Below are 22,652 nucleotides of genomic sequence, written 5' to 3'. Positions count from 1 at the left end.
CGCAGCCTCGTTGCACTCGACAGCTCCTACAGGCCCAGCGGGAGCAAGCTCCCTCGCCACAGTTTCTCGGGTGTCTGGCTAAAGGTATTGACTCAGCTTAGTGCGAATTTCAGCCATGCCTTGAGCATCCAACTCCACCCAAAGCTGCTGCTTGCCGGCAATCTGCGCCGCTACCGGCAACCCATCCCGATACACCAGCCGATTACTCGCCAACGCCGGCACTTTTGCCCCCGGCAGCAAGGTGCCGGCCAGGTTCAGCGGATCGACGCCGCACACCGCCACCAGACTGCCGTCAGCAGGGCGGCGGCGGGTTTCGCGCAGCAGCGCGATGGCCTCGGGCAGGGCGAATTGTTCGCCCGCCAGGCCGCTGACAAAACGCCCGCCGCGAATCTCGCCCCGCGCCTCCAGGCGATGAAAAGTGCGCAGCAGCTCGCGCCAACTCGGCAGCCAGTCGGCCTCCCGTTCCAACAAGCGCCAGAACACCACGCCGTAACGGCGCAGCAGGGTCATGGCGATGTGTTCCAGGGTTTCCGGGGCGGTGGGCGCGGGGCGGTTGCCTTCCACGGGAGCGGGTTGGCTGCGGCGCAACAAGGCCCAGCGACCGGCGTCGTCCATGCCGCCGATAAACGCGCCGCGCCCGCGCCGGCTGCTGCGGGCCTGACGTTTGCTGGCCGGAGTGATCAGGGCGCGCAAACCGGCGAAGCTGTCGGCATTGACCAAGCCGGCACCCACCAGCTCCTGCAAGGCGATCTCCAGTTCGCTGCGCAACAGGTGGGCTTCGTGGACCAGCTCATCGAAAAACAGCGCGCCGTGTTCGCAGAGGGCCTGATGGACCTTTTGCGCCTTGGGTGACAGTTCCTCGAGGGCTGTCGGTCCGGCCAGGCTGCTCCACAACGCCACCTGACTGCGCGGTAGCAACACCACCGGCGTACTGCGCAATGCGCTGGCGGAAGGTTTCTGGCGTGCACTCAGGCGTGTCCAGATCCACTTGCCGCTGCGGCACAACTCATCGAGCCAAGCGGGCGAATAATCCTTGATCCGCCCGGGCAACAGGTCGCTGTCCCAGGCTGACGCGGCGGCCGGGTAGCCCTCGAACTGGCCGAGGATCGACGGCAGCACGGCATTGCCCCGGCCTTGGCTGGATGTCGACAGGTGCTGCCAGTCGAACAGGAACCGCATGAAGTCCTGCAGCATCACCGGCTCGATTTCCCGGCGCAGGCGCTTGACCGTGTAGCGATGGATCCGCGCCAATAAATGCCGTTCGCACCATTCCTCCTGCCCGGTGCCCGGCGTGAACCGCCCCCGCAGTACGTAGCCTTGCTGCTCAAGATGCGCCAGGGCCTGGGTGACCTGCGGTGTCGACAATCCCAGCGGGTAGGCAATGGCCTTCAACGGCAGCGGGCCAAAGGCACTGAGCCGGGCGCGGAGCACTTCCACCAGGGCTTCGTCGCTGTCCCAGGTTTCATCGAAGCCGGCCAGCGGGGCCAGTGCCGGTTGCCAATGGGCCTGTGGATAAACGGCTTGCCAGCAAGTCAGGCGTTCCAGGGGCACCCAGATACCACGCTCGGCGCTGATCTGCAGATGGCTGGCGCGCCCACTCGCGGCCAGTGCCTGCAACCAATCCAGCCACGGCGCGTGGGCCTCGGCTTCGCTGTCGGCGATGCCGGCCAGGCTCATCAAGGCTTCGTGCATCTCATCGAGATTGGCCGGCGTCGGCCAGGCCTCATCCCGAACCGATTGGATGGCCTCGGCGTCCAGCGCGCCAAGGTCGTCGGTGGCCTGTGGATCGCTCCAGCGCCGGTTGATCACCGCCTGGGTCCGCCGTTCTTCCAGCGGTGCGTCGTCGAGAAAGGTGTAGGGGCGGGCACTGAGGATTTCTGCCGCCAATGGCGAAGGTGCCGGCAGGTCGCGGCTGATCAGGCGAACCTCACCCGCCTCCATGCGCCGCAACAACGCCAGCCAGCCTTCGCTGTCCATGGCTTCGTGCAGGCAATCGTCGAGGGTCTGCTCCACGAGCGGGTGGTCGGGGATCTCCCGCTCACCGGCGAGGTTTTCCAGGCAGGCGATCTGGTCCGGGAACACGCTGGCGATCAAGTCTTCGCTCTTCATGCGTTGGATCTGCGGGGCGACCTTGCGCCCGCCGGTGTAGCGCGGCAACGCGAGGGCCACGCCAGCGTTCCAGCGCCAGCGCACGCCGAACAGAGGTGCATCCAGCACTGCCTGGACCAGGATCTGTTCGGCGCTGTGGCTGTTGAGGTAGCGCCAGACCTCGTCCAATTCGAAGCTGTGGCTGGTGGACAGCGAGAGCACGATAGCGTCTTCGCTGGCGGCGGCCTGCAATTCGAAGTTGAAGGTGCGGCAGAAGCGCTTGCGCAAGGCCAGGCCCCAGGCGCGGTTGATGCGGCTGCCGAAGGGCGTGTGGATGATCAGTTGCGTGCCGCCGGACTCGTCGAAAAAACGCTCCATCAACAGCGTGTCCTGGGACGGCAGGGCGCCGAAGGCCAGGCGCGCCGGGGCCAGGTAATCGATCAGTTGTTCGGCGCTGGCAAGGTTCAGGTGCAAGGTGCCGGTCAGCCAGTCGAGGGCCGGTTGCAGGTCGCCCGGCGTGGCACCGAGCAGTCGGTCGAGTTGGGTTTGCAGGCGCGCCACGGCGAAAGACAGCTCGGCGCTGCGCCCTGGGGCTTCGCCGAGCCAGAACGGAATGGTCGGCGGTTGGCCCTGGGCGTCTTCGACCCGCACGCGGCCGGTCTCGACGCGGATGATGCGGTAGGACGTATTACCCAGTTGGAATACATCGCCGGCAATGCTCTCCACCGCGAAGTCTTCGTTGACGCTGCCGATGTTCAAGCCCTGGGGTTCGAGCAGCACGCTGTAGTCGGCGTTGTCCGGAATCGTGCCGCCGCTGGTCACCGCCGTCAGCTTGCTGCCCCGGCGCCCGCGCAAGGTCCGGGTCACGGCATCGCGGTGCAGGTAGGCGCTGCGCACGCCCTGGCGGCCATTGAGGCCTTCGGCAAGCATCTGCAACAGCGCCTGGTAATGCTCTTCGTCCAGCTCGGCGTAGGGCGAGGCGCGGCGGAAGGTCTCCAGCAGCGCCTGTTCCGACCATTCCTGGCAACTGACTTCGGCGACGATCTGCTGGGCCAGCACGTCCAGCGGTGCCTTGGGAATGTGCAGGACGTCCAGTTCGCCTCGGCGCACGCAGTCGAGCAGGGCTGCGCATTCGATCAAGTCGTCGCGGGTGGTGGCGAACAGACGCCCCTTGGGCGTGCCGCCGACCTGGTGGCCGGAGCGACCGACTCTTTGCAGAAACGCCGAGATCGAGCGGGGCGAGGCGATCTGGCAGACCAGGTCGACATCGCCGATATCGATGCCCAGCTCCAGGGACGCGGTGGCGATCAGCACCTTCAACTCGCCGCGTTTGAGGCGTTGTTCGGCGTCGAGGCGAAATTCCTTCGCCAGGCTGCCGTGGTGGGCGGCCACGGCGTCCTTGCCCAGGCGTTCGCTCAGATGGCGGCTGAGGCGTTCGGCCAGGCGCCGGGTGTTGACGAACACCAAGGTGGTGCGATGTTCCCGGGCCAGGTCGGCGAGGCGGTTGTAGACCAATTCCCAGACGTCATTGGCCATCACCGACGACAGGGGCACCGGCGGCACCTCGATGTCCAGATCGCGGGGACGGGCGTGGCCGATGTCGACGATGTCACAGGTGCGTCCTTCGCCGACGAGAAAGCGCGAGACCGCTTCGATGGGCTTTTGCGTGGCGGACAGGCCGATGCGCATCAGCGGTTCGGCGCACAGGGCTTGCAGGCGTTCCAGGCTCAAGGCCAGGTGGCTGCCGCGCTTGCTGGCGGCGATGGCATGGATTTCGTCGACGATCACCGTGCGCGTGCTGGCGAGCATCTGCCGGCCGGAATCGGAGCCGAGCAACACGTAGAGTGATTCGGGCGTGGTCACGAGGATGTGCGGCGCGATCTTGCGCATCGCCGAGCGGTCTTTCTGCGGCGTGTCGCCGGTGCGCACGGCGGTGGTGATCGACAAGGGTGGCAAGCCCATTTGTTGCAGCTGTTCAGTGATGCCGGCCAGGGGATTCTGCAGGTTGATCTGGATATCGTTGCTCAGGGCCTTGAGCGGCGAGACGTAGACCACCAGGGTCTGGTCCGGCAGGCCGCCTTGTTCCAGGCCGCGGTGCACCAGGTTATCGAGTACCGCGAGAAAAGCCGTCAGGGTCTTGCCCGAGCCGGTAGGCGCCGCCACCAGGGTCGAACGACGCTGGCCGATCAACGGCCACGCCCGGGCCTGGGCGGCCGTGACCGCCGGGAAGGTCTGGCTGAACCAGGCGCGAACGGCGGGGTGAAAGCCTGCCATGGCGTGGTCGGCTGCAAGGGGCAGATTCATGGGGGCAGTTTAGGCGGGTGGGGTGGGGAGGATGCAAGTACCGTCCGGGACCTCTATTGCCTGTTCCGGCCCCATCGCGAGCGAGCTCGCTCCCACAGGGGATCTCCAGTGTACATGCGATCCCTGTGGGAGCGAGCTTGCTCGCGATAGCGGCCTCAAGGCCTACCCAAACCCGGCGATCTGCACATTGCGGATGACGGTTGCGCACTAAACCCGCAAAATGCAACGATTCCGACAACGCCTGCGGGCGTTATCGACCAAATTCTTGTGCCAATAGACTGGGCCTGCTGACTTTATGCGAATGCGCCTTATGTTACTGGGCGGCGGAAATGCCCTTGGGCAGGCGCTGATTCGCCTCGGTGCAGAAGAAGACATCGGTTTTCTTGCCCCCCGCCCGCCCGAAGACGGCTGGGATGCCGCGAGCCTGACGCAACTGCTCGACGACACCCGTCCGGACGCCTTGATCAACCTGGCGTACTACTTCGACTGGTTCCAGGCCGAGGCCGTCAGCGAACAGCGCCTGGCCAGCCAGGAGCGCGCTGTCGAGCGGCTGGCCGAGCTGTGCCAGCATCACAACATCGTCTTGTTGCAACCGTCGAGCTATCGGGTGTTCGACGGTTCCCGCGCCACGGCCTACAGCGAAAAGGATGAACCGGTGCCCCTGGGCGTGCGGGGCCAGGCGCTGTGGCGGATCGAACAAAGCGTGCGTGCCACCTGCCCGCAACATGTGCTGCTACGGTTCGGCTGGCTGCTGGACGACAGCGCCGATGGCATCCTCGGTCGTTTCCTGACTCGGGCCGAGCAGCCCGAAGAGTTGTTGCTGGCCGACGACCGGCGGGGCAATCCGACGCCTGTGGACGATGCCGCGCGGGTGATCATTTCGGTGCTCAAGCAACTCGATTGCGCGGCGCCGTTGTGGGGCACTTATCATTACGCCGGGCACGAGGCGACCACGCCGCTGGCGCTGGGCCAGGCGATCCTCACCGAAGCCCGTGCCCTGCATCCGCTGGCCATCGAGTCGCCTACCGCCCAGGCCCATGCCGCACGACCGGACGCCGCGGAAGAACCGCAGCATGCGGTATTGGCCTGCAAGAAAATTTTGCACACTTTCGGGATCAAGCCCCGCGCCTGGCGCGCAGCACTCCCGGGTTTACTGGATAGGTTTTATCGCCATGGCTAAAGGCCCTGTTTTAATCACCGGCGGCGCGGGTTTCATTGGTTCACACCTGACTGACGCCCTGCTCGCCAAGGGGCATGCGGTGCGCATCCTCGATGACTTGTCCACCGGCAAGCGCAGCAACCTGCCACTGGACAACCCAGCGGTCGAACTGATCGAAGGCGACGTCGCCGATGCGGCCTTGGTGGCCCGGGCCATGACCGGCTGCAGCGCCGTGGCGCACCTGGCGGCGGTGGCCTCGGTGCAGGCTTCGGTGGACGACCCCGTGCGCACCCACCAGAGCAACTTCATCGGCACCTTGAATGTCTGCGAAGCCATGCGCCAGAGCGGTGTGAAGCGGGTGCTGTTTGCCTCCAGCGCAGCGGTCTACGGCAACAACGGCGAAGGTCAATCCATCGACGAAGACACCCCCAAGGCGCCGCTCACACCCTATGCCTCCGACAAACTGGCCAGCGAGTTCTACTTCGACTTCTATCGCCGTCAGCACGACCTGGAGCCGGTGGTGTTCCGCTTCTTCAACATCTACGGCCCGCGCCAGGACCCGTCCTCGCCGTATTCCGGGGTCATCAGCATCTTCAGCGAACGGGCGCAGAAAGGCCTGCCGATCACCGTGTTCGGCGACGGCGAGCAGACCCGGGATTTTGTCTATGTCGAAGACTTGGTGGACGTGCTGGTGCAGGCCATCGAAAAGCCCGAGGTGGAAGTGGGCGCGGTGAACGTCGGCTGGAACCAGGCCACGACCCTCAAGCAGATGCTCCAGGCCCTGGCCGCCGTGGTGGGCGACCTGCCGCCAATCAGCTACGGCCCGGCGCGCTCCGGCGACATCCGCCACTCCCGGGCGGACAACCAGCGGTTGTTGCAGCGCTTCAGCTTTCCACCGCAAACACCAATGAGCGTGGGGCTGGCGAGGTTGTTGGGGCGCTGAGTTCTCAGCAACCATTAACCTAATGTGGGAGCGAGCCTGCTCGCGATAGCGGAGTGTCAGTCAACAGTGTTGCTGACTGATCCACCGTTATCGCGAGCAGGCTCGCTCCCACAGGGATGTTTGTACCTTCAAGTTTGGGTCAGAACTTGTAACCCAACCCCACCATGTAGACGAACGGATCCACATCGACATCCACCTTGGCCCGGGTGCCACCGGCCACGGCGTTGTTGTCGACATAGGCGGTGGTGTCGATGTCGATGTAGCGGATCTGACCGTTGATCATGATGTTGTCGGTCAACATGTAGTCGGCACCGACTTGCCAGGCCATGCCCCAGCTGTTTTTCGCCCGGAAGTTGCTGAAGCCATTGGCGCTGGCTTCGCTGCCGACGTGTTCGTCGTAGATCCAGGTGTAGTTGATGCCCGCGCCGACATAAGGTTGGAAGGCCGATTTGGCGTCGAGCGGGTAGTAGACCAGGCTCAGGGTCGGCGGCAGGTGCTTGAGGGTGCCGAGCTTGCCATTGGCCGCGCCGAGGGCGGTGCCCTTGAGTTTCACGTCGTGCTCGAACGGCGAGGCCGCCAGCAGTTCGATACCCCAATTGTTGGTCAGCATGTAGGCGAAGTTCAGGCCCAGTTGCGTGTCGCTGCTCATGGTCGCCTTGCCACCCAGGTCGGCGCCGGCCAGCGGGCCACGATCGACCTTGACGCTGGAGCTGTCGGCGTCCGGGTTGACGGTGATGGCACCGGCGCGAACGATGATGTCGCCGGCGGTATGGGCCTGGGCGAGCGGGGCAGCGAGGGCGAGGGCAACGAGGGAAGCGCTGAGCAAGGACTTGTTCATGGGGGCTCCAGAAGGCATCTAAAATTGATGTCCCATGGTACGAAGCCGTCTGGACCGGTCTTTTGACACAGCTCAATGAGTCAGCGGGTGTTTAATTGACTCAGCTCAATGAAATGATGATGAGCAAACCTTGAGGGCCCCATCGCGAGCAGGCTCGCTCCCACATTAGACCGCATTCCCTCTGAAGAAACCCGATCAACTGTGGGAGCGAGCCTGCTCGCGATAGCTATCTCATCAACAACACTTCACCACCAGGTTCACTCCGGCAGCTCATACACATAAATCTTCTCAGCCTCCATCTGATACCCGGCATCGGCCAGTTCACTGGTGGACGGCTTGACCTGCATCGGCCCTTCGACCCAGTACGGTTGGTACAGCTCGTCGAGCTTGACCCCGACTTCGCTTTTCACATGCACGATCTGGTTCGACGGCGGTGGCGGCACATGGATGCAAGCGCCGAAATACGGCACCAGCAGGAAGTCCGTGGTGCGACCTTCCTCGCTGACTTCCAAGGGCACGATGTAGCCCGGCAAGCGAATCTGCTGGCCGTCGAGGGCCTTGACCACCGGGGCGTTGGGCAGGTCCTGCTTGGCCGCTGGCGCGGACTCGGCCGCGAGGGCGTCGCTCATTTTCGACAGGTCATGCAGCGGTGTCATGTTCGGCACTTCCGGCGGCGCGTCCGGCGGGATCATTTCCGACCAGGCCAGGTCCCTCGGCTCGGCCGCCCACAGCGGCAGGGCGACCATCATCAACAGCGCTAGCAGGGCGCGGGGCATCTTCAAGGTCCTCATAGACGGATCGACAGGCCGTCGGCCAACGATTGGCGATAGGCGCGCCAGGCCGGCACGCTGCCCATCAACAGGGCGGCGACCAGGATGCCAGCCAGCAGCGTCCATTCATATTCGCTCGGCCAGCCCAGCGGCAAGTACAAGCCGTAGGCCGACTGCACGTAACCCTGGGCGGCGGCGATGCCGATGTACAGCAACGCCAGTCCGGCGGTGACCCCGGCCAGCGCCAGGGCAAAGGCTTCGAGCACCAGCAGGGTCGCGATGTGCCACGGCCGCGCCCCCACCGACCGCAGGATCGCCATTTCCCGGCGGCGTTCGTTGAGGCTGGTGAGGATCGCCGTGAGCATGCCGATCAACCCGGTCAGGACCACGAACAGCGAAATCACGAACAGGGCTTTCTCCGCTGTGCCCATCAGGCTCCATAACTCCTGCAGCGCCACGCCGGGCAGGATCGCCAGCAGCGGCTCACCGCGGAACTCATTGATCTCGCGCTGCAAGGCAAAGGTCGAAATCTTGCTGTTGAGGCCAAGCATGAACGCGGTAATCGCCTGGGGCGTGAGGTCCATGTTGCGGGCCTGGTCGGCGCTGATACGCCCATTGCCCTGGGCCGGTACGCCGTTCTTCCAGTCAATGTGGATCGCCTCCATGCCGCCGAGGCTGATGTGCAGCGTGCGGTCCACCGGGGTGCCGGTGCGCTTGAGAATCCCGACCACGGTGAAGGGCTTGTCGTCATGCTTGACCAGGCTGATCGCTGCCACGCCGTGGGCCAGCACCAGTTTGTCGCCGAGTTTGTAATGCAGCGCCTCGGCCACTTCGGCGCCGAGCACCACTTCGAACGGATCGGTGGCGAACGCCCGACCATCGGCCAGTTCCAGGTGTTGCTGGCGACCGTACTGATAATGCTCGAAGTAGGCTTCGGTGGTGCCCATCACCCGATAACCGCGATGGGAATCGCCGAGGGACATGGGAATCGCCCACTTCACCTTCGGGTTATTGGCGAATTGCTCAAAGCTGTCCCAACGGATGTTGTTGGTGGCGTTGCCGATGCGAAACACCGAGTACAACAGCAGGTTCACGGAACCGGAGCGGGCACCGACGATCAGGTCGGTGCCGCTGATGGTGCTGGCGAAACTGGCCCTGGCCTCGGTGCGCACGCGCTCCACCGCCAGCAGCAGGCACACCGACAGCGCAATGGCAAACGCGGTAAGGATCGCAGTGAAGCGGCGGTTCGCCAGGCTGGCCATGGCTAGACGGAACAAATACATCTCAGACCTCGAGTGGCGTGGCGGCGCGATTGAGATCGGCCAGCGAGAGGTGGCGGTCGAACAGCGGCGCCAGGCTCTGGTCATGACTGACGAACAACAGGCTCGACCCGGCCTCGCGGCATTCAGCGAACAACAGCCGCAGGAAGTTTTCCCGGGCGTCGTAGTCCAGGGCTGAAGTCGGTTCGTCGGCGATCACCAGTTCCGGTTGGCCGATCAACGCCCGTGCGGCGGCGACCCGTTGTTGCTGGCCGATGGACAGCGAGTCGGCGCGGCGCTCCAGCAGGTTCGCATCGGTCAAACCCAGATGGGCCAGCAGCGTGGCGGCGGCTTGATCGACACTGCCGTGGCGCTGGATGGCCCGTTGCGCACGCAGCTTGGAGAAGTGGCAGGGCAGTTCGACATTCTCGCGCACCGAGAGAAACGGCAGCAGGTTGAACTGCTGGAAGATGTAGCCGGTGTGGTCCACACGAAAGCGGTCGCGGCGGCCGGCGCCCAGCTCGCTGAGTTCTTGGCCGAGCAGGCGGATGCTGCCGCGATCCGGCGTTTGCACGCCGCCCAGAAGCCCCAGCAGTGTGGTCTTGCCGCTGCCGCTCGGGCCCTTGAGGAACAAGGTTTCGCCGGCTTCCAGGCGAAACGCCGGGATATCCAGCAAGGGCGGGTGCCCGGGCCAACTGAAGCCCAGGTCGGACAGTTCGATGAGTGCTTGGGTCATGGTTGTGATTTCAAGGTAAGGGAACACCTGTGGGAGCGAGCCTGCTCGCGAAGCGGTGTGTCAGGCGACACTGGGCTGAATGTGCCGACCCCATCGCGAGCAGGCTCGCTCCCACATTGTGTATTCAGAATTTCAGGGCTGGCGCCTTGGCCGTCACTTCCACGCCTTGCTGGCCGCTCGGGCTGATCAGTTGTACCTGAATTTTCTGGGTGGCCGGGAAGGTTTTGAACAGTGTCGCCAGGTCCAGGTTCTTCAACGCACCTGGGATGGCGCAGGTGAATTGGTAGTGAGCATGGATCTCACTGTGCTCGCCGTGGTGCTCGTCACCATCGGCGTCTTCGTCATGGTCTTCGTGGTCCGGTTCATCGCCGAACAATGGACTTTCCAGTTCTTGCTGGGCCACGGTGCATTGGGCGGCGGCGGGCAGGTTGAACAGCGCCAGTGGCTTGTCCAACTGCGCGCGTACGGCGGCGACCTTGGCCTTGTCGGCATCGCTGGTGGCGGCGTGTTCGAAACCCACCAGGTTCATCGCCGGGCTTTCCAGCTCCAGTTCCAGGGTCTGGCCATCCAGGGCAGCGTTCAGTCGAGCGACGCCGTGTTCATGGGCGCCGAGGCTGCCATGTTCGTGATCATGATCGTGGTCATGCTCCACCGCCGCATGAGCGACAGCCAATGGCAGCAGGGCGAACGGCAAAGCGAGAAGCAGACGACGCATGGCGAGTCTCCGAAAAGGTTATGTAATCTTATAACGAAAGTGCGGAGAGTTTGACCGTCTGCTTGGCGTCGCGCAAGGGCCATGGGAGCATGCGTACATGAAATATTCAGGAGCACAGTGATGTTGCGGATACGCGGAACCGTCGGCGAGTGGCCGGTGGACTTGACGATTGAAATGGATGAGGGCGATTGGGCGCAGCTCGGCGCGCAGTTGCAAGTGGCCAAGTCCGAGAGCGTAGTGGCGCCTGCGGCCAAACCGGCGAATCAAGATGATGCCCAGTGGCAGATCGCCAAGGAACTGCTGCGCAAGGCCGGGCAACTGAGCGGCCCGGACCTGCTGGAACAGCTCGAAGGCCTGACCGGTAGCGCCTCGGCGGGCAAGCGCTTGTTGGTGCGCTTGCGTCATAGCCCGGATGTAAAAGTCATTAGCGGTGGCGATACACCGCTCTACAGCTGGCACGAAACCGCGTAGGAGCTGAGGAGCGAAGCGAGGCTGCGATCTTTACCCCTAACGCTTGAGTCTCGAGCGAAATATCAAAAGATCGCAGCCTCGCTTCGCTCGACAGCTCCTACAGGGGAATCAATACAACGCCGCGAACAGCTTGCGGCGATAGGTCGTCACCAGCGGATGGTCGTTGCCCAGCAGTTCGAACACTTGCAGCAAGGTCTTGTGGGGCAGGCCTTCGCTGTAGCTGCGGTTACGCACGAACAGCTTGAGCAACGCATCGAGGGCCGCTTCGTATTGCTGGCGCGCCAGTTGCTGGATCGCCAGTTGGTACACCGCTTCATCGTCTTGCGGGTCTTTTGCCAGGCGGGCCTTGAGGTCGGCGGCGTCCGGCAGGTGCTTGGCCAGGCCGAGGAACTGGATCTGCGCCTTGGCGCCAGCGAGGGCGGCCTTGTGCTCGTCGCTTTTTACTGCGTCGAGCACGGTCTGCGCTTCGTCCAGTTCGCCGCGCTCGGTCAGGCAGCGGGCATACAGGATCAGCGCCTTGGCGTTGGTGTTGTCTTCACCCAGCAACACGGTGAGCACGGCTTCGGCGTCGGCGAAACGACCGTCGTCGAACAGCGCCTGAGCCTGTTCGAACGGATCGGCCGCAGCCGGCGGCGGCATCTGCACATGAGGTTCGAGCATCGCCCGCACCGCCGACTCCGGCTGGGCGCCGGCAAAGCCGTCGACGGGCTGGCCGTCCTTGAACAGCACCACCGTCGGCAGGCTGCGAATGCCGAAGCGGGCGACAATGTCCTGCTCGATGTCGCAGTTGACCTTGGCCAGCAGCAGTTCACCCTGATAGCTCTCGGCAATGGTTTGCAGCATTGGCATCAGCGCCTTGCACGGTGCACACCACTCGGCCCAGAAATCCACCAGCACCGGTTTATGAAAAGAGTTGGCGATCACCGATTGGTCGAAATCGACCGTGGTGGCGTCGAAGATGTAGGGCGTTTCCTGAGTCATGGGCAATCTCGTAGAGCGCTTGAATGGGGCAACTATACGGCTTGGTGGGGGGTGGCTGAAAGCGGGGCCTTGCGGCGCCTGATAAGCCGCTTTCGCGAGCAGGCTCGCTCCCACAGTGTTTTGTGGTGCCTGCACTTTCTGTGAACTGAACAAAGTCCCTTGTGGGAGCGAGCCTGCTCGCGAAGCTTTTAGCCGCGCCGCGCGTGGTACAGGCTCACGTGCCGAAACTCTTCCGGCTCGGCCAGATCGGGCAAGGTCATGGCCTGGAGCATTTCGATGCGTCGATACTGCGGATGCTGGAAGTCCCGCACCCGGGAGTCGGCCACCAGCGCCTCGCGACCACGGCTGAGAAACTGGTCGAGCAGCGGTAGGTTGGCCCGGTCGTAGAGCACGTCGGCGACCAGGATCAGCTCGAAGCGATCGGTCTCGGCGAAAAAATCCGTCGAATAACCCAGCGCCACGCCATTGAGCGCGGCATTGGCCTGGCACGCGGCAATCGCCAGCGGGTCCAGGTCGCAGGCGACCACTTCCAATGCCCCGGCCTTGACCGCCGCGATCCCCGCCACGCCGGAGCCGGCGCCAAAATCCAGCACCCGCTTGCCCGCGACCCACTGCGGTTGTTCGGCCAGGTAGCGGGCCATCGCCAGGCCACTGGCCCAGCAAAAGCTCCAGTAGGGTGGTTCGTGGAGGATGCGGCGGGTTTCCTCCGGGCTGAAGGCGCGGTCCATGTTGTCGCCGTCGATCAGCCACAACGTCAAGTCGGCGTCGGGTAGCGGACAAGCCACCAGACGCGCGTCGCCCAGCAACTCGCTCAACGCCCGTTGCAGGTCCTGCGGTGCACTCATGGCGCTTTGACGAATTGCAGGGCGCCCAATGCCTGGGTGGTCGGTTGGTTGATGCGTTGCTCCGGCAGATGCAGGATCAACTGGCCGGACTGGCTGGCGCGGCCACGCAGTTCCACGCGGGCACCGGCCGGGAACGCATCGGGATTGAAACGCAGGCGGAAGGGCAGGGCCTGGTTGGTGCCGATCAGGCTGGAACTGGCCAGCAATTGCTGCGGCCGGTCTTTTTCGTCGATCACCAGCAGCGCCAATTCGACCTCGGCCCCGGCCGGTACGCCTTGCAAGGTGCCGCTCAATTCGCGCTGATACGCCGGCAGCGGCCCCAAATCGGCCGCCTGCCGGGCCTTTTCCTGGGCCTGTTTCGGCGCGGGGGCCGGGGCGGGCGGGGTGGGCTTGGGGGCGTCGCTGCTGCACGCCATCAGCAGGCTGAAAAGACTGAGCAAAACGAGCGATCGTAGCGGCATGTGTGGCTCCAGCAAGGTGAATTCCATGGATCTGACGGTAAGCCCGTCTGTATACCGTAAACCCTATGGCTTGTCTTGCCAGTGGGATGCGCTACCATGGCCCTCCCTTTTTTTGTTGCCTGCCACCATGCACTGTCCCTTCTGCGGTGCCAACGACACCAAGGTCATCGACTCGCGACTGGTCGCCGAGGGCGAACAAGTCCGCCGCCGTCGCGAATGCCTGGCTTGCGGCGAACGTTTCACGACGTTCGAGACCGCTGAACTGGTGTTGCCGCGCCTGATCAAAACCGACGGCAGTCGCCAGCCGTTCGACGAAGAAAAACTGCGTGCCGGCATGCAGCGCGCCCTGGAAAAACGCCCGGTGAGCGTCGAGCGCCTGGAAGCGGCGCTGGTGCACATCAAGCACAAGCTGCGGGCGACCGGCGAGCGCGAGGTCAAGTCCCTGGTGGTCGGAGAGCTGGTGATGACCGAGCTGCAGAAGCTCGACGAAGTCGCCTACATCCGTTTCGCCTCGGTGTACCGGCGTTTCCAGGACCTGAACGAGTTTCGCGAAGAAATCGACCGCCTGGCCCGCGAACCGGTGAAACAATGACCGCCTCGGCGCAGCAGGCCGTTCTCGACGCGCACTATATGGCTCGTGCCCTGGAGTTGGCGCGGCGCGGTCACTACACCACCCACCCCAACCCCCGGGTCGGTTGCGTGATCGTGCGGGACGGACAGATTGTCGGCGAAGGCTGGCACATCCGCGCTGGCGAGCCTCATGCCGAAGTCCATGCGCTGCGTGCCGCCGGCGACAACGCCCGGGGCGCCACGGCTTACGTGACCCTCGAACCGTGCAGCCACCACGGGCGTACGCCGCCGTGTGCCGATGCGCTGGTCAATGCCGGTGTGGCGCGGGTGGTGGCAGCGATGCAGGACCCCAACCCGGAAGTCGCCGGACGCGGCCTGCAACGCCTGGCCCAGGCCGGCATCGCCACCGAAAGCGGCGTGCTGGAAGGCGAAGCGCGCACGCTCAATGAAGGTTTCCTCAAACGCATGGAGCACGGCCTGCCGTTCGTGCGGGTCAAGCTCGCCATGAGCCTCGATGGCCGTACCGCCATGGAAAGCGGCGAAAGCCAATGGATCACCGGCCCCGCCGCACGCTCGGCGGTGCAACGCCTGCGCGCCCAGGCCAGCGTGGTGCTGACCGGCGCCGACACGGTGCTGGCGGACAACGCCCGGCTGACCGTGCGCGCCGATGAGCTGGGGCTCGATGCCGAGCAGACCGCGTTGGTCATGAGCCGTCCGCCGCTGCGGGTGCTGGTGGACGGGCGCCTGCGGGTGCCGCTGGATGCGGCGTTTTTCAAGGCCGGTCCGGCGCTGGTCGCTACCTGCATGGCGGTGGAAGAACAATACGCCAACGGTCCCGAATGCATGATCGTGGCGGGCGATGACGGTCAGGTCGACCTGCATCGCCTGCTGGTGGAACTGGCGAACCGTGGCGTCAACGAGGTGCTGGTGGAGGCCGGTCCGCGCCTGGCGGGGGCTTTCGCCCGGCAGGGACTGGTGGACGAATTCCAGATCTTCATCGCCGGCAAGTTCCTCGGTTCTTCGGCGCGGCCACTGCTGGACTGGCCGCTGGCGCAGATGAAGGACGCCCCACAGCTGAAAATCACCGAAATCCGCGCCGTGGGCGATGACTGGCGAGTCATCGCCGTTCCCGTTCCACCGGCCAGCGTATAATTCCCGGCTTTCGCTCAAGCGGCGGCCTGTTCTCGAGGAGGACTCCATGTTTACCGGCATCATCGAATCCATCGGCAGCATCCGTGCACTCACCCCCAAGGGCGGCGATGTGCGGGTCTACGTCGAAACCGGCAAGCTCGACCTGAGCGACGTCAAGTTGGGCGACAGCATCGCGGTAAACGGCGTCTGCCTGACCGCCGTTGAACTGCCCGGCAACGGTTTCCTGGCGGACGTCAGCCGCGAAACCCTCGACTGCACGGCCATGAACGACCTCAAGAGCGGCAGCCCGGTGAACCTGGAAAAAGCCCTGACCCCCACCACTCGCCTGGGCGGGCACCTGGTCAGCGGCCACGTGGACGGCGTCGGCGAGGTGGTCTCGCGCACGGATAACGCCCGCGCCGTGGAGTTTCGCATTCGCGCGCCGAAGGAATTGGCCAAGTACATCGCCCATAAAGGCTCGATCACCGTCGACGGCACCAGCCTGACGGTCAACGCGGTGGATGGCGCCGAATTCCTGCTGACGATCATTCCCCACACGTTGAGCGAAACCATCATGGCTTCGTACCGGCCAGGTCGCCGGGTCAACCTGGAAGTCGACTTGCTGGCCCGTTACCTGGAGCGCCTGCTGTTGGGCGACAAGGCCGCAGAGCCTGCTGCAGGTAACATCACTGAAAGTTTTCTGGCCGCCAACGGCTACCTCAAATCCTGACCCAAGGGGGTGCCGCGTGGCGCTCAATAGCATCGAAGAACTGGTTGAAGACATCCGCCAAGGCAAGATGGTCATCCTCATGGATGACGAAGACCGCGAGAACGAAGGCGACCTGATCATGGCCGCCGAATGCTGCAAGGCCGAACACATCAATTTCATGGCCAAGCATGCCCGTGGGTTGATCTGCATGCCGATGACCCGCGAGCGCTGCGAGCTGTTGAAGCTGCCGTTGATGGCGCCGCGCAACGGCTCGGGCTTCGGCACCAAGTTCACCGTGTCCATCGAGGCCGCCGAAGGCGTGACCACCGGGATCTCCGCCGCTGACCGCGCGCGCACCGTGCAGGCGGCTGCCGCCCGGGACGCCAAGGCCGAAGACATCGTCAGCCCCGGCCACATCTTCCCGCTGATGGCCCAGGCCGGTGGCACCCTGGCCCGCGCCGGCCACACCGAAGCGGCTTGCGACCTGGCGCGCATGGCCGGTTTCGAACCCAGCGGCGTGATCTGCGAAGTGATGAACGACGACGGCACCATGTCCCGTCGCGCGGAACTGGAAACCTTCGCCGCCGAACACAACATCAAGATCGGCACCATCGCCGACCTGATCCACTACCGGATGATCCACGAACGTACCGTTCAGCGGATTGCCGAGCAGCCGCTGGACAGCGAACTGGGCCAGTTCAACCTGGTGACCTACCGCGACTCGGTGGAAGGCGACGTGCACATGGCGCTGACCCTCGGCACCGTATGCGCCGAAGAGCCGACCCTGGTGCGCGTGCACAACATGGACCCGCTGCGCGACCTGCTGATGGTCAAGCAACCCGGCCGCTGGAGCCTGCGGGCCGCCATGGCCGCGGTGGCCGAGGCCGGCAGCGGTGTGGTGTTGCTGCTCGGGCACCCGCTCGATGGCGACGTGCTGCTGGCGCACATCCGCGAAACCGCCGACCAGGCGGCGCCGAAAAAACCGACCACCTACAGCATCGTCGGCGCCGGTTCGCAGATCCTTCGGGACCTGGGCGTGCGTAAAATGCGCCTGATGAGCGCGCCGATGAAATTTAATGCGATATCCGGTTTCGATCTGGAAGTTGTAGAATACGTGCCCTCCGAATAATGACCCGCGAATTCCGGCATTATCGTTAAGGCTTGCTGATTTTATGTGGTGAGGGAGTTTGCTCCCAACGGGTGTAGGAGCTGCCGAAGGCTGCGATCTTTTGATTTTGATCTTTCGCTTGGGACTCAAGTGTCTGGGGAAAGATCGCAGCCTCGTTGCACTCGACAGCTCCTACGACGTGGTTCGGCGGGAGTAAGTGTCCTCGCCACAGAAGGTATGCAAGTGAACGAGATGGCGGGATCCACGGCCCTGTATTCGTGGCTAATATCACTGAAGGAGCGCGTATAGAACGCGCTCTGGCTCTTTAAGAGATCTGACGAATGACCCTGAAGACCATCGAAGGTACCTTCATCGCCCCCAAAGGCCGCTACGCTCTGGTAGTGGGCCGTTTCAACAGTTTCGTGGTCGAGAGCCTGGTTGGCGGTGCGGTCGATGCCCTGGTTCGCCACGGCGTGAGCGAAAGCGACATCACCATCATCCGCGCCCCTGGCGCCTTCGAAATTCCGCTGGTTGCGCAGAAAGTCGCTCAAAAGGGCGAATATGCGGCGATCATCGCCCTGGGCGCGGTCATTCGTGGCGGTACTCCGCACTTCGAATACGTGGCCGGCGAATGCACCAAGGGCCTGGCCCAGGTGTCCATGGAATTCGGCGTACCGGTCGCTTTCGGCGTACTGACCGTTGATTCCATCGAGCAAGCCATCGAACGTTCCGGCACCAAGGCCGGTAACAAAGGTGCCGAAGCTGCCCTGTCCGCCCTGGAAATGGTCAGCCTGCTGGCGCAGTTGGAGGCCAAGTGATTAGCGACGAAAGCGATCGTTTCAACCCGCGCGATCCAAAGCCTGCGGATGCCGGCAAGCCGTCGAAAAGCGCCAAGCGTCGCGAAGCCCGTCAGCTCGCGACCCAAGCGCTGTACCAATGGCACATGGCCAAGCAATCGCTGAACGAGATCGAAGCGCAGTTTCGGGTCGATAACGATTTCAGCGATGTCGACGGTGCTTACTTCCGCGAGATCCTGCACGGGGTCCCGCAGTTCAAGACCGAAATCGACACCGCGCTCACGCCTTGCCTGGACCTGACCATCGACGAGCTGGACCCGGTTGAACTGGCGGTTCTGCGCCTGTCTACCTGGGAACTGCTCAAGCGCGTCGACGTACCGTACCGCGTGGTGATCAACGAAGGGATCGAACTGGCGAAAGTCTTCGGTTCCACCGATGGTCACAAATTCGTCAACGGTGTACTCGACAAGCTCGCCCCACGCCTGCGTGAAGCTGAAGTGAAGGCGTTCAAGCGCTGATTGGCGCTTGTAACGACTGACTATGGGTGAGTTCGAGCTGATCCGTAATTACTTCGCCGCCGCGCCTTGCGCGCAGGGCGGCGAGGGCGTTGCGCTGGGGATCGGCGACGACTGCGCCTTGCTGGCCGTTCCTCCCGGGGAACAACTGGCGGTGTCCACCGACACGCTTGTGGCCGGTGTGCATTTTCCAGACCCTTGCGACCCGTTCCTGCTCGGCCAGCGTTCGCTGGCCGCGGCGGTCAGCGACCTGGCCGCCATGGGCGCCAAGCCTTTTGCCTTTACCCTTGCCCTGACCTTGCCGACGGTGACCGCCGATTGGCTGCAAGCCTATGCCCGTGGTTTGAACCAGATGGCCCAGGCCTGTGGCGTGGCACTGGTGGGGGGCGACACTACACGTGGGCCGCTGAGCTTGACCATGACAGTGTTCGGCCATGTGCCTGGCAGTCAGGCCTTGACCCGTGGCGGCGCGCAGCCCGGTGACCTGCTGTGTGTCGGCGGCGAGTTGGGCAATGCTGCCGGCGCGTTGGCGTTGGTGCTCGGCCAGCGTCACGCCGAACCCGCCATCGCCGAGCCACTGCTGGCTCATTATTGGTCGCCACGACCGCAAGTCGCCCTGGGACTCGCGTTGCGGGGCAAGGCCAGCGCGGCGATGGATATTTCCGACGGCCTGCTGGCCGATTGCGGGCATATCGCCCTGGCGTCCGGGGTGGCCTTGCAGGTTGAACGGGACCGGCTGCCGCTGTCCAACGCTCTGGTAGCGTTTCTTGGCGGGGCGGATGCCACGCAGGTTGCCCTGAGCGGCGGTGACGACTATGTGCTGTTGTTCGCGGTGCCACCGAGCCGACTGCCGGCGTTGCAGGCCGAAGGCTGGCCGATCCACGTGATCGGCAGCGTACTGGCCGGGCAGGGCGTCACGCTGGTCGACGACGTCGGGCACGACATCACCCCGCAAATACGGGGCTATCAACATTTTCGGGAGACACCGTGACAGATCATCCCAACCAGGTCCCGGCAGAGTTCGTTCCGCCTTCGGTCTGGCGCAATCCCTGGCATTTCCTGGCATTTGGCTTCGGTTCGGGCACTTTACCTAAAGCACCGGGCACCTGGGGCTCGCTGGTTGCGCTACCCTTCATACCGTTATGGCAGATGTTGCCGGACTGGGGGTATTGGTTGATGCTGGGCATCACCATGCTGTTTGGCTTCTGGCTGTGTGGCAAAGTGGCGGACGACCTGCGGGTGCACGATCATGAAGGCATCGTCTGGGACGAAATGGTCGGCATGTGGATCACCTTGTGGCTGGTTCCGGAAGGCTGGTATTGGTTGCTGACGGGATTTCTGGTGTTTCGCTTCTTCGATATCCTCAAGCCGTGGCCGATCCGCTGGATCGACCGGCATGTGCACGGAGGTGTCGGGATTATGCTCGACGATGTATTGGCCGGGGTTTTCGCCTGGCTGGCAATGCAAGGATTGGTGTGGTGTTTCACCTGAAGGAGCCAGGCATGGGCGTAAGCCGCGCACTACTGCTGTTGCTGTGTTTGGGAGCCTGTGTGGGGGCGGGGGCGGCCGAGCCGGCGCCACTGCCCGACAGGGTCCGCGCGGCCAGCGAGGAGTGGGCCGACTACACCCAGGCCGATGGCCAGGGCATGGGCTGGGACATTTTGCGCGCGGTGTTCGAGCCTGAAGGCATCAGGCTGGAAATCCGCAGCGTGCCCTACACCCGCTCGATCGGGTTGGTGCAGCGCGGCGAGGTCGACGTGCAGGTCGGCGCCTATCGGGATGAGTCCGAAGGCGTGCTTTACCCGGAGTGGCACTACGACGTCGATCATATCTATGCCCTGGGGTTGGCCTCCAAGCCGACGCCCACCCTGGCGACGATTGGCAACTACCGGCTGGTATGGATGCGCGGGTACGAATACAACAACTACCTGCCCAACATCCGGCGTTTCAATGAGATCCACCGGGCGGTGGGTATCTTGCCGATGCTGATTCATGAGCGAGCGGATTTCTACATCGATGCGTCGATGGAAATCGAAGAAGTGCTGGCCAAGGCCGATAATCCGAAGCAGTTCAAACTCTCTCCGCTGATCAACTTGCCGCTCTACCTGGGCTTTGCCAACAACGCCAACGGAAAGGCATTGATGGGACTGTTCGACAAGCGGATGGAAGTGCTGGTGAAAACCGGCCAGCTCAAGCCGATTTTCGAACGTTGGAAGCAACCCTATCCCTTCGACGAGCACGGCAAGCCACCGAAGCCTTGATCGAACTTTTCGATAATGATGGTGGATAATTCAGCCTAAGCGTCTGCCGGATCCTGCTGTTACAATGCCCGCCTCTGCGAATCTCCAGTACTAGATCAGGAGCACACCGGTGCCTGTCGTTTTTGTTGCCGCTTCCAAGCTGCCAACGCCCTTTGCGCAATTCACCATGCATGGTTTTCTCGATGAAGCCACCGGCCGCGAGCACGTCGTGCTGAGCCTGGGTGATTTCGCTGACGGTTCTCCGGTGCTGGGCCGCCTGCATTCCGAATGCCTGACCGGCGACGCCTTGTTCAGCCAGCGCTGCGATTGTGGCTCGCAACTCGAGGCCGCGCTGCAGGCCATCGCCCGGGAAGGTCGTGGCGTGTTGCTGTACCTGCGCCAGGAAGGCCGTGGCATTGGCCTGTTGAACAAGATCCGCGCCTATGAGCTGCAAGATGGCGGCGCCGATACCGTGGAAGCCAACGAACGCCTGGGCTTTGCCGCCGACCTGCGTGACTACAGCATCTGCCTGCCGATGCTGGAGCACCTGGGCGTGAAGTCGTTGCGCTTGATGACCAACAACCCGCGCAAGGTCAAGGCATTGACCGACATGGGCATCGTGGTGGCTGAGCGCGTGCCTCTGCACACCGGCCACAACCCCCACAACAAACTCTACCTGGCGACCAAGGCCAGCAAGCTCGACCACATGATGGGCAACGAGCACCAAGGTGAGGTTGACCGGGCGTGACGCGCGGTCAGGTTCGGCGGCGTCTGTCGGTCAGTTGGTGGCAATACCTGGCCCTGGCCTTGCTGCCACTGTTCGTGATCAACGCGGTGTTCGGCCAGGGCGAAGCGATTCTTCCAGTGCTGGCGATGCCGCTGTTCATTGCTGGCGTGGCGTCGATGTTTGTCAGCCTGCGATTCTTCGGGCCGTATAAACAAGCCCTGATCGCCACCCAGAAAGCCCTCGACACGCCCGAAGAGCCCCAGGCCTGGATTGACCTGGCGGCCCGTCGCCGCGCCGCTTTCCTGGTGGCCGGGCTACCGGCCTGGGTAGGCGCCCTTGCCGTGTTCGTGGGCCTGGAAGCGGTGCCGTTGATGCTGCTGGCCTTGTCGACCGCCGTGTTGTTCTACCTGTACCGCATCCCGCGTCAACTCGGCTGATGAACCGCTGGCTGGCGGTCTTGTTGCTGGCCGCCAGCGCCTCGACGATGGCGGCTACGCGGGTCGTCAGTCTCGCGCCGTCGCTGTCGGAAATCGTCGTTGAACTGGGATCCGCCGACCTGTTGGTGGGCGTCCTGGATGGCGGTGATCGTCCGCCGGCGCTCAAGGACGTGCCCTCGGTCGGCCGTTACGGGCAATTGGACATGGAGCGTTTGCTCAGCCTCAAGCCCGACCTGCTCCTGCTCTGGCCTGGCAGCGTCGGCCCGGCCCAGCGTGAGCAGCTCAAGGGGCTGGGCATCCCCATCCATGTCGCCGAGCCCCGTAGCCTCGACCAACTCATCGCGCAAATCGAAACCATCGCCAACCAGCTCGGCCGCCCGGAGCGCGGCGTGCAGCGAGCGGCGCAGTTGCGCATGCGTCTTGAGGCGTTACGCCAGCGTTACCGGCGGGACCCGCTGTTGTCGGTGTTTTATCAGGTCTGGGACCGGCCGCTGTACACCGTGGGAGGTGGTCAGATTATCAGTGATGCGCTGGCGGTATGCGGGGCGCGCAATGTCTTTGCCGACCTGAATGTGCCGGCGCCGCAAGTGAGTGTGGAGGCGGTGCTGCAACGCAATCCGCAGGTCATCCTGGCTACGGAACAGGCACAGCTCGATGCCTGGAAAACCTGGCCGGTGGCGCAGGGGCGGTTGTTGTTGGTCAACGACAAGGGGCTGGAGCGGCCCAGTGGGCAGATGATCGAGGCGACGGCGCGGTTGTGTGAGTTGATTGCGCCAGACAGGTAGACCGCGGCGCCTGCAATCGCGAGCAAGCTCGCTCCCACAGGGTGTGTGGTGAACGCCGATTTT

General features: G+C 63.8%; 24 protein-coding genes. 15 read left to right on the top strand and 9 right to left on the bottom strand.

The genetic code is table 11. From position 1 onward, the window contains the following. Positions 1-78: 78 nt before the first annotated feature. On the bottom strand, positions 79-4,392 hold the full coding sequence (locus AD659_RS24680) for a DEAD/DEAH box helicase (protein WP_053125837.1): 4,314 nt from the start codon (positions 4,390-4,392) through the stop codon (positions 79-81). Positions 4,393-4,687: 295 nt separating this feature from the next. On the opposite strand from AD659_RS24680, the gene AD659_RS24675 reads away from it, so the two are divergent. Both AD659_RS24675 and AD659_RS24670 read left to right on the top strand, forming a co-directional pair. Further along, on the top strand, positions 4,688-5,572 hold the full coding sequence (locus tag AD659_RS24675; RefSeq protein WP_053125835.1) for a sugar nucleotide-binding protein: 885 nt from the start codon (positions 4,688-4,690) through the stop codon (positions 5,570-5,572). Then, entirely contained in the window at positions 5,565-6,494 is a 930-nt protein-coding gene (locus AD659_RS24670; protein WP_053125833.1) for an NAD-dependent epimerase/dehydratase family protein, read from the top strand. The genes AD659_RS24675 and AD659_RS24670 overlap by 8 nt, the downstream gene beginning before the upstream one ends. 139 nt (positions 6,495-6,633) lie before the next feature. Here AD659_RS24670 and AD659_RS24665 read toward each other — a convergent pair whose 3' ends face one another. The 5 genes from AD659_RS24665 to AD659_RS24645 form a co-directional block, all read right to left on the bottom strand. Then, positions 6,634-7,332 (bottom strand): OmpW/AlkL family protein, encoded by a 699-nt coding sequence (locus AD659_RS24665; RefSeq protein ID WP_053125830.1) that lies wholly within the window; start codon positions 7,330-7,332, stop codon positions 6,634-6,636. Between the two features lie 257 nt (positions 7,333-7,589). Then, complete coding sequence (locus AD659_RS24660) at positions 7,590-8,108, bottom strand: DUF3299 domain-containing protein (protein ID WP_013694320.1); 519 nt, start codon at positions 8,106-8,108, stop codon at positions 7,590-7,592. A gap of 11 nt (positions 8,109-8,119) precedes the next feature. Further along, positions 8,120-9,385, bottom strand: coding sequence for an ABC transporter permease (locus AD659_RS24655; protein ID WP_053125828.1), 1,266 nt, complete (start codon positions 9,383-9,385; stop codon positions 8,120-8,122). Position 9,386: 1 nt separating this feature from the next. Further along, complete coding sequence (locus tag AD659_RS24650) at positions 9,387-10,097, bottom strand: ABC transporter ATP-binding protein (protein WP_053125826.1); 711 nt, start codon at positions 10,095-10,097, stop codon at positions 9,387-9,389. Between the two features lie 124 nt (positions 10,098-10,221). Then, entirely contained in the window at positions 10,222-10,812 is a 591-nt protein-coding gene (locus AD659_RS24645; protein ID WP_053125824.1) for a DUF2796 domain-containing protein, read from the bottom strand. 120 nt (positions 10,813-10,932) lie between these two features. Here AD659_RS24645 and AD659_RS24640 point away from each other — a divergent pair, with 120 nt between their 5' ends. After that, positions 10,933-11,283: a hypothetical protein gene (locus tag AD659_RS24640; RefSeq protein WP_053125823.1), complete on the top strand. Its 351-nt coding sequence runs from the start codon at positions 10,933-10,935 to the stop codon at positions 11,281-11,283. Positions 11,284-11,391: 108 nt separating this feature from the next. Here the strand turns inward: AD659_RS24640 and trxA are convergent, their stop codons facing one another. From trxA to AD659_RS24625, 3 genes are all read right to left on the bottom strand, one after another. Next, a complete protein-coding gene (gene trxA / locus AD659_RS24635; protein WP_053125821.1) occupies positions 11,392-12,264 on the bottom strand; it encodes a thioredoxin in 873 nt (290 codons plus the stop codon). A 188-nt stretch (positions 12,265-12,452) separates the two neighbouring features. Further along, on the bottom strand, positions 12,453-13,109 hold the full coding sequence (locus AD659_RS24630; protein WP_053125819.1) for a class I SAM-dependent methyltransferase: 657 nt from the start codon (positions 13,107-13,109) through the stop codon (positions 12,453-12,455). Beyond that, positions 13,106-13,570 (bottom strand): YbaY family lipoprotein, encoded by a 465-nt coding sequence (locus tag AD659_RS24625; protein WP_053125817.1) that lies wholly within the window; start codon positions 13,568-13,570, stop codon positions 13,106-13,108. The genes AD659_RS24630 and AD659_RS24625 overlap by 4 nt, the downstream gene beginning before the upstream one ends. A gap of 127 nt (positions 13,571-13,697) precedes the next feature. Here AD659_RS24625 and nrdR point away from each other — a divergent pair, with 127 nt between their 5' ends. The 12 genes from nrdR to AD659_RS24565 all read left to right on the top strand — a co-directional run bounded on the left by nrdR (position 13,698) and on the right by AD659_RS24565 (position 22,589). Beyond that, entirely contained in the window at positions 13,698-14,162 is a 465-nt protein-coding gene (gene nrdR, locus AD659_RS24620) for a transcriptional regulator NrdR (RefSeq protein ID WP_025129365.1), read from the top strand. Further along, positions 14,159-15,292: a bifunctional diaminohydroxyphosphoribosylaminopyrimidine deaminase/5-amino-6-(5-phosphoribosylamino)uracil reductase RibD gene (gene ribD / locus AD659_RS24615; RefSeq protein WP_053125815.1), complete on the top strand. Its 1,134-nt coding sequence runs from the start codon at positions 14,159-14,161 to the stop codon at positions 15,290-15,292. Before nrdR ends, ribD begins: the two co-directional genes overlap by 4 nt. 46 nt (positions 15,293-15,338) lie before the next feature. Beyond that, a complete protein-coding gene (locus tag AD659_RS24610; RefSeq protein ID WP_053125813.1) occupies positions 15,339-16,001 on the top strand; it encodes a riboflavin synthase in 663 nt (220 codons plus the stop codon). Positions 16,002-16,017: 16 nt separating this feature from the next. After that, positions 16,018-17,109 carry a bifunctional 3,4-dihydroxy-2-butanone-4-phosphate synthase/GTP cyclohydrolase II gene (ribBA, locus tag AD659_RS24605; RefSeq protein ID WP_053125811.1) on the top strand — a complete coding sequence of 364 codons (1,092 nt, stop codon included), beginning with the start codon at positions 16,018-16,020 and terminating at the stop codon, positions 17,107-17,109. Positions 17,110-17,429: 320 nt separating this feature from the next. Next, positions 17,430-17,906: a 6,7-dimethyl-8-ribityllumazine synthase gene (gene ribH / locus AD659_RS24600; RefSeq protein WP_003206025.1), complete on the top strand. Its 477-nt coding sequence runs from the start codon at positions 17,430-17,432 to the stop codon at positions 17,904-17,906. Continuing rightward, complete coding sequence (nusB, locus tag AD659_RS24595) at positions 17,903-18,403, top strand: transcription antitermination factor NusB (RefSeq protein WP_053125809.1); 501 nt, start codon at positions 17,903-17,905, stop codon at positions 18,401-18,403. Before ribH ends, nusB begins: the two co-directional genes overlap by 4 nt. A 22-nt stretch (positions 18,404-18,425) precedes the next feature. Beyond that, a complete protein-coding gene (gene thiL, locus AD659_RS24590; protein ID WP_053125807.1) occupies positions 18,426-19,391 on the top strand; it encodes a thiamine-phosphate kinase in 966 nt (321 codons plus the stop codon). Beyond that, a complete protein-coding gene (locus tag AD659_RS24585; protein WP_053125805.1) occupies positions 19,388-19,891 on the top strand; it encodes a phosphatidylglycerophosphatase A family protein in 504 nt (167 codons plus the stop codon). Before thiL ends, AD659_RS24585 begins: the two co-directional genes overlap by 4 nt. A gap of 11 nt (positions 19,892-19,902) precedes the next feature. Then, entirely contained in the window at positions 19,903-20,661 is a 759-nt protein-coding gene (locus AD659_RS24580; RefSeq protein WP_053125803.1) for a substrate-binding periplasmic protein, read from the top strand. Positions 20,662-20,770: 109 nt separating this feature from the next. Then, on the top strand, positions 20,771-21,388 hold the full coding sequence (gene ribA / locus AD659_RS24575) for a GTP cyclohydrolase II (RefSeq protein WP_014340439.1): 618 nt from the start codon (positions 20,771-20,773) through the stop codon (positions 21,386-21,388). Then, positions 21,385-21,804, top strand: coding sequence for a hypothetical protein (locus tag AD659_RS24570; RefSeq protein ID WP_053125801.1), 420 nt, complete (start codon positions 21,385-21,387; stop codon positions 21,802-21,804). The genes ribA and AD659_RS24570 overlap by 4 nt, the downstream gene beginning before the upstream one ends. Continuing rightward, positions 21,804-22,589 (top strand): cobalamin-binding protein, encoded by a 786-nt coding sequence (locus AD659_RS24565; RefSeq protein ID WP_053125798.1) that lies wholly within the window; start codon positions 21,804-21,806, stop codon positions 22,587-22,589. Before AD659_RS24570 ends, AD659_RS24565 begins: the two co-directional genes overlap by 1 nt. Positions 22,590-22,652 lie beyond the last annotated feature (63 nt).

The sequence above is a fragment of the Pseudomonas thivervalensis genome, assembly GCF_001269655.1.
Lineage (GTDB): Bacteria > Pseudomonadota > Gammaproteobacteria > Pseudomonadales > Pseudomonadaceae > Aquipseudomonas > Aquipseudomonas thivervalensis.
The sequence above is the reverse complement of the archived record's forward strand: the minus strand, read 5'-3'. Positions and strand labels throughout refer to the sequence as shown.

What these genes read in the sequence shown, in the direction of transcription:
- AD659_RS24680 (WP_053125837.1), bottom strand. Translation starts at nt 4,392, where the DNA reads ATGAATCTGCCCCTTGCAGCCGACCACGCCATGGCAGGCTTTCACCCC.
- AD659_RS24675 (WP_053125835.1), top strand. Translation starts at nt 4,688, where the DNA reads ATGCGAATGCGCCTTATGTTACTGGGCGGCGGAAATGCCCTTGGGCAG.
- AD659_RS24670 (WP_053125833.1), top strand. Translation starts at nt 5,565, where the DNA reads ATGGCTAAAGGCCCTGTTTTAATCACCGGCGGCGCGGGTTTCATTGGT.
- AD659_RS24665 (WP_053125830.1), bottom strand. Translation starts at nt 7,332, where the DNA reads ATGAACAAGTCCTTGCTCAGCGCTTCCCTCGTTGCCCTCGCCCTCGCT.
- AD659_RS24660 (WP_013694320.1), bottom strand. Translation starts at nt 8,108, where the DNA reads ATGCCCCGCGCCCTGCTAGCGCTGTTGATGATGGTCGCCCTGCCGCTG.
- AD659_RS24655 (WP_053125828.1), bottom strand. Translation starts at nt 9,385, where the DNA reads ATGTATTTGTTCCGTCTAGCCATGGCCAGCCTGGCGAACCGCCGCTTC.
- AD659_RS24650 (WP_053125826.1), bottom strand. Translation starts at nt 10,097, where the DNA reads ATGACCCAAGCACTCATCGAACTGTCCGACCTGGGCTTCAGTTGGCCC.
- AD659_RS24645 (WP_053125824.1), bottom strand. Translation starts at nt 10,812, where the DNA reads ATGCGTCGTCTGCTTCTCGCTTTGCCGTTCGCCCTGCTGCCATTGGCT.
- AD659_RS24640 (WP_053125823.1), top strand. Translation starts at nt 10,933, where the DNA reads ATGTTGCGGATACGCGGAACCGTCGGCGAGTGGCCGGTGGACTTGACG.
- trxA (WP_053125821.1), bottom strand. Translation starts at nt 12,264, where the DNA reads ATGACTCAGGAAACGCCCTACATCTTCGACGCCACCACGGTCGATTTC.
- AD659_RS24630 (WP_053125819.1), bottom strand. Translation starts at nt 13,109, where the DNA reads ATGAGTGCACCGCAGGACCTGCAACGGGCGTTGAGCGAGTTGCTGGGC.
- AD659_RS24625 (WP_053125817.1), bottom strand. Translation starts at nt 13,570, where the DNA reads ATGCCGCTACGATCGCTCGTTTTGCTCAGTCTTTTCAGCCTGCTGATG.
- nrdR (WP_025129365.1), top strand. Translation starts at nt 13,698, where the DNA reads ATGCACTGTCCCTTCTGCGGTGCCAACGACACCAAGGTCATCGACTCG.
- ribD (WP_053125815.1), top strand. Translation starts at nt 14,159, where the DNA reads ATGACCGCCTCGGCGCAGCAGGCCGTTCTCGACGCGCACTATATGGCT.
- AD659_RS24610 (WP_053125813.1), top strand. Translation starts at nt 15,339, where the DNA reads ATGTTTACCGGCATCATCGAATCCATCGGCAGCATCCGTGCACTCACC.
- ribH (WP_003206025.1), top strand. Translation starts at nt 17,430, where the DNA reads ATGACCCTGAAGACCATCGAAGGTACCTTCATCGCCCCCAAAGGCCGC.
- thiL (WP_053125807.1), top strand. Translation starts at nt 18,426, where the DNA reads ATGGGTGAGTTCGAGCTGATCCGTAATTACTTCGCCGCCGCGCCTTGC.
- AD659_RS24580 (WP_053125803.1), top strand. Translation starts at nt 19,903, where the DNA reads ATGGGCGTAAGCCGCGCACTACTGCTGTTGCTGTGTTTGGGAGCCTGT.
- AD659_RS24565 (WP_053125798.1), top strand. Translation starts at nt 21,804, where the DNA reads ATGAACCGCTGGCTGGCGGTCTTGTTGCTGGCCGCCAGCGCCTCGACG.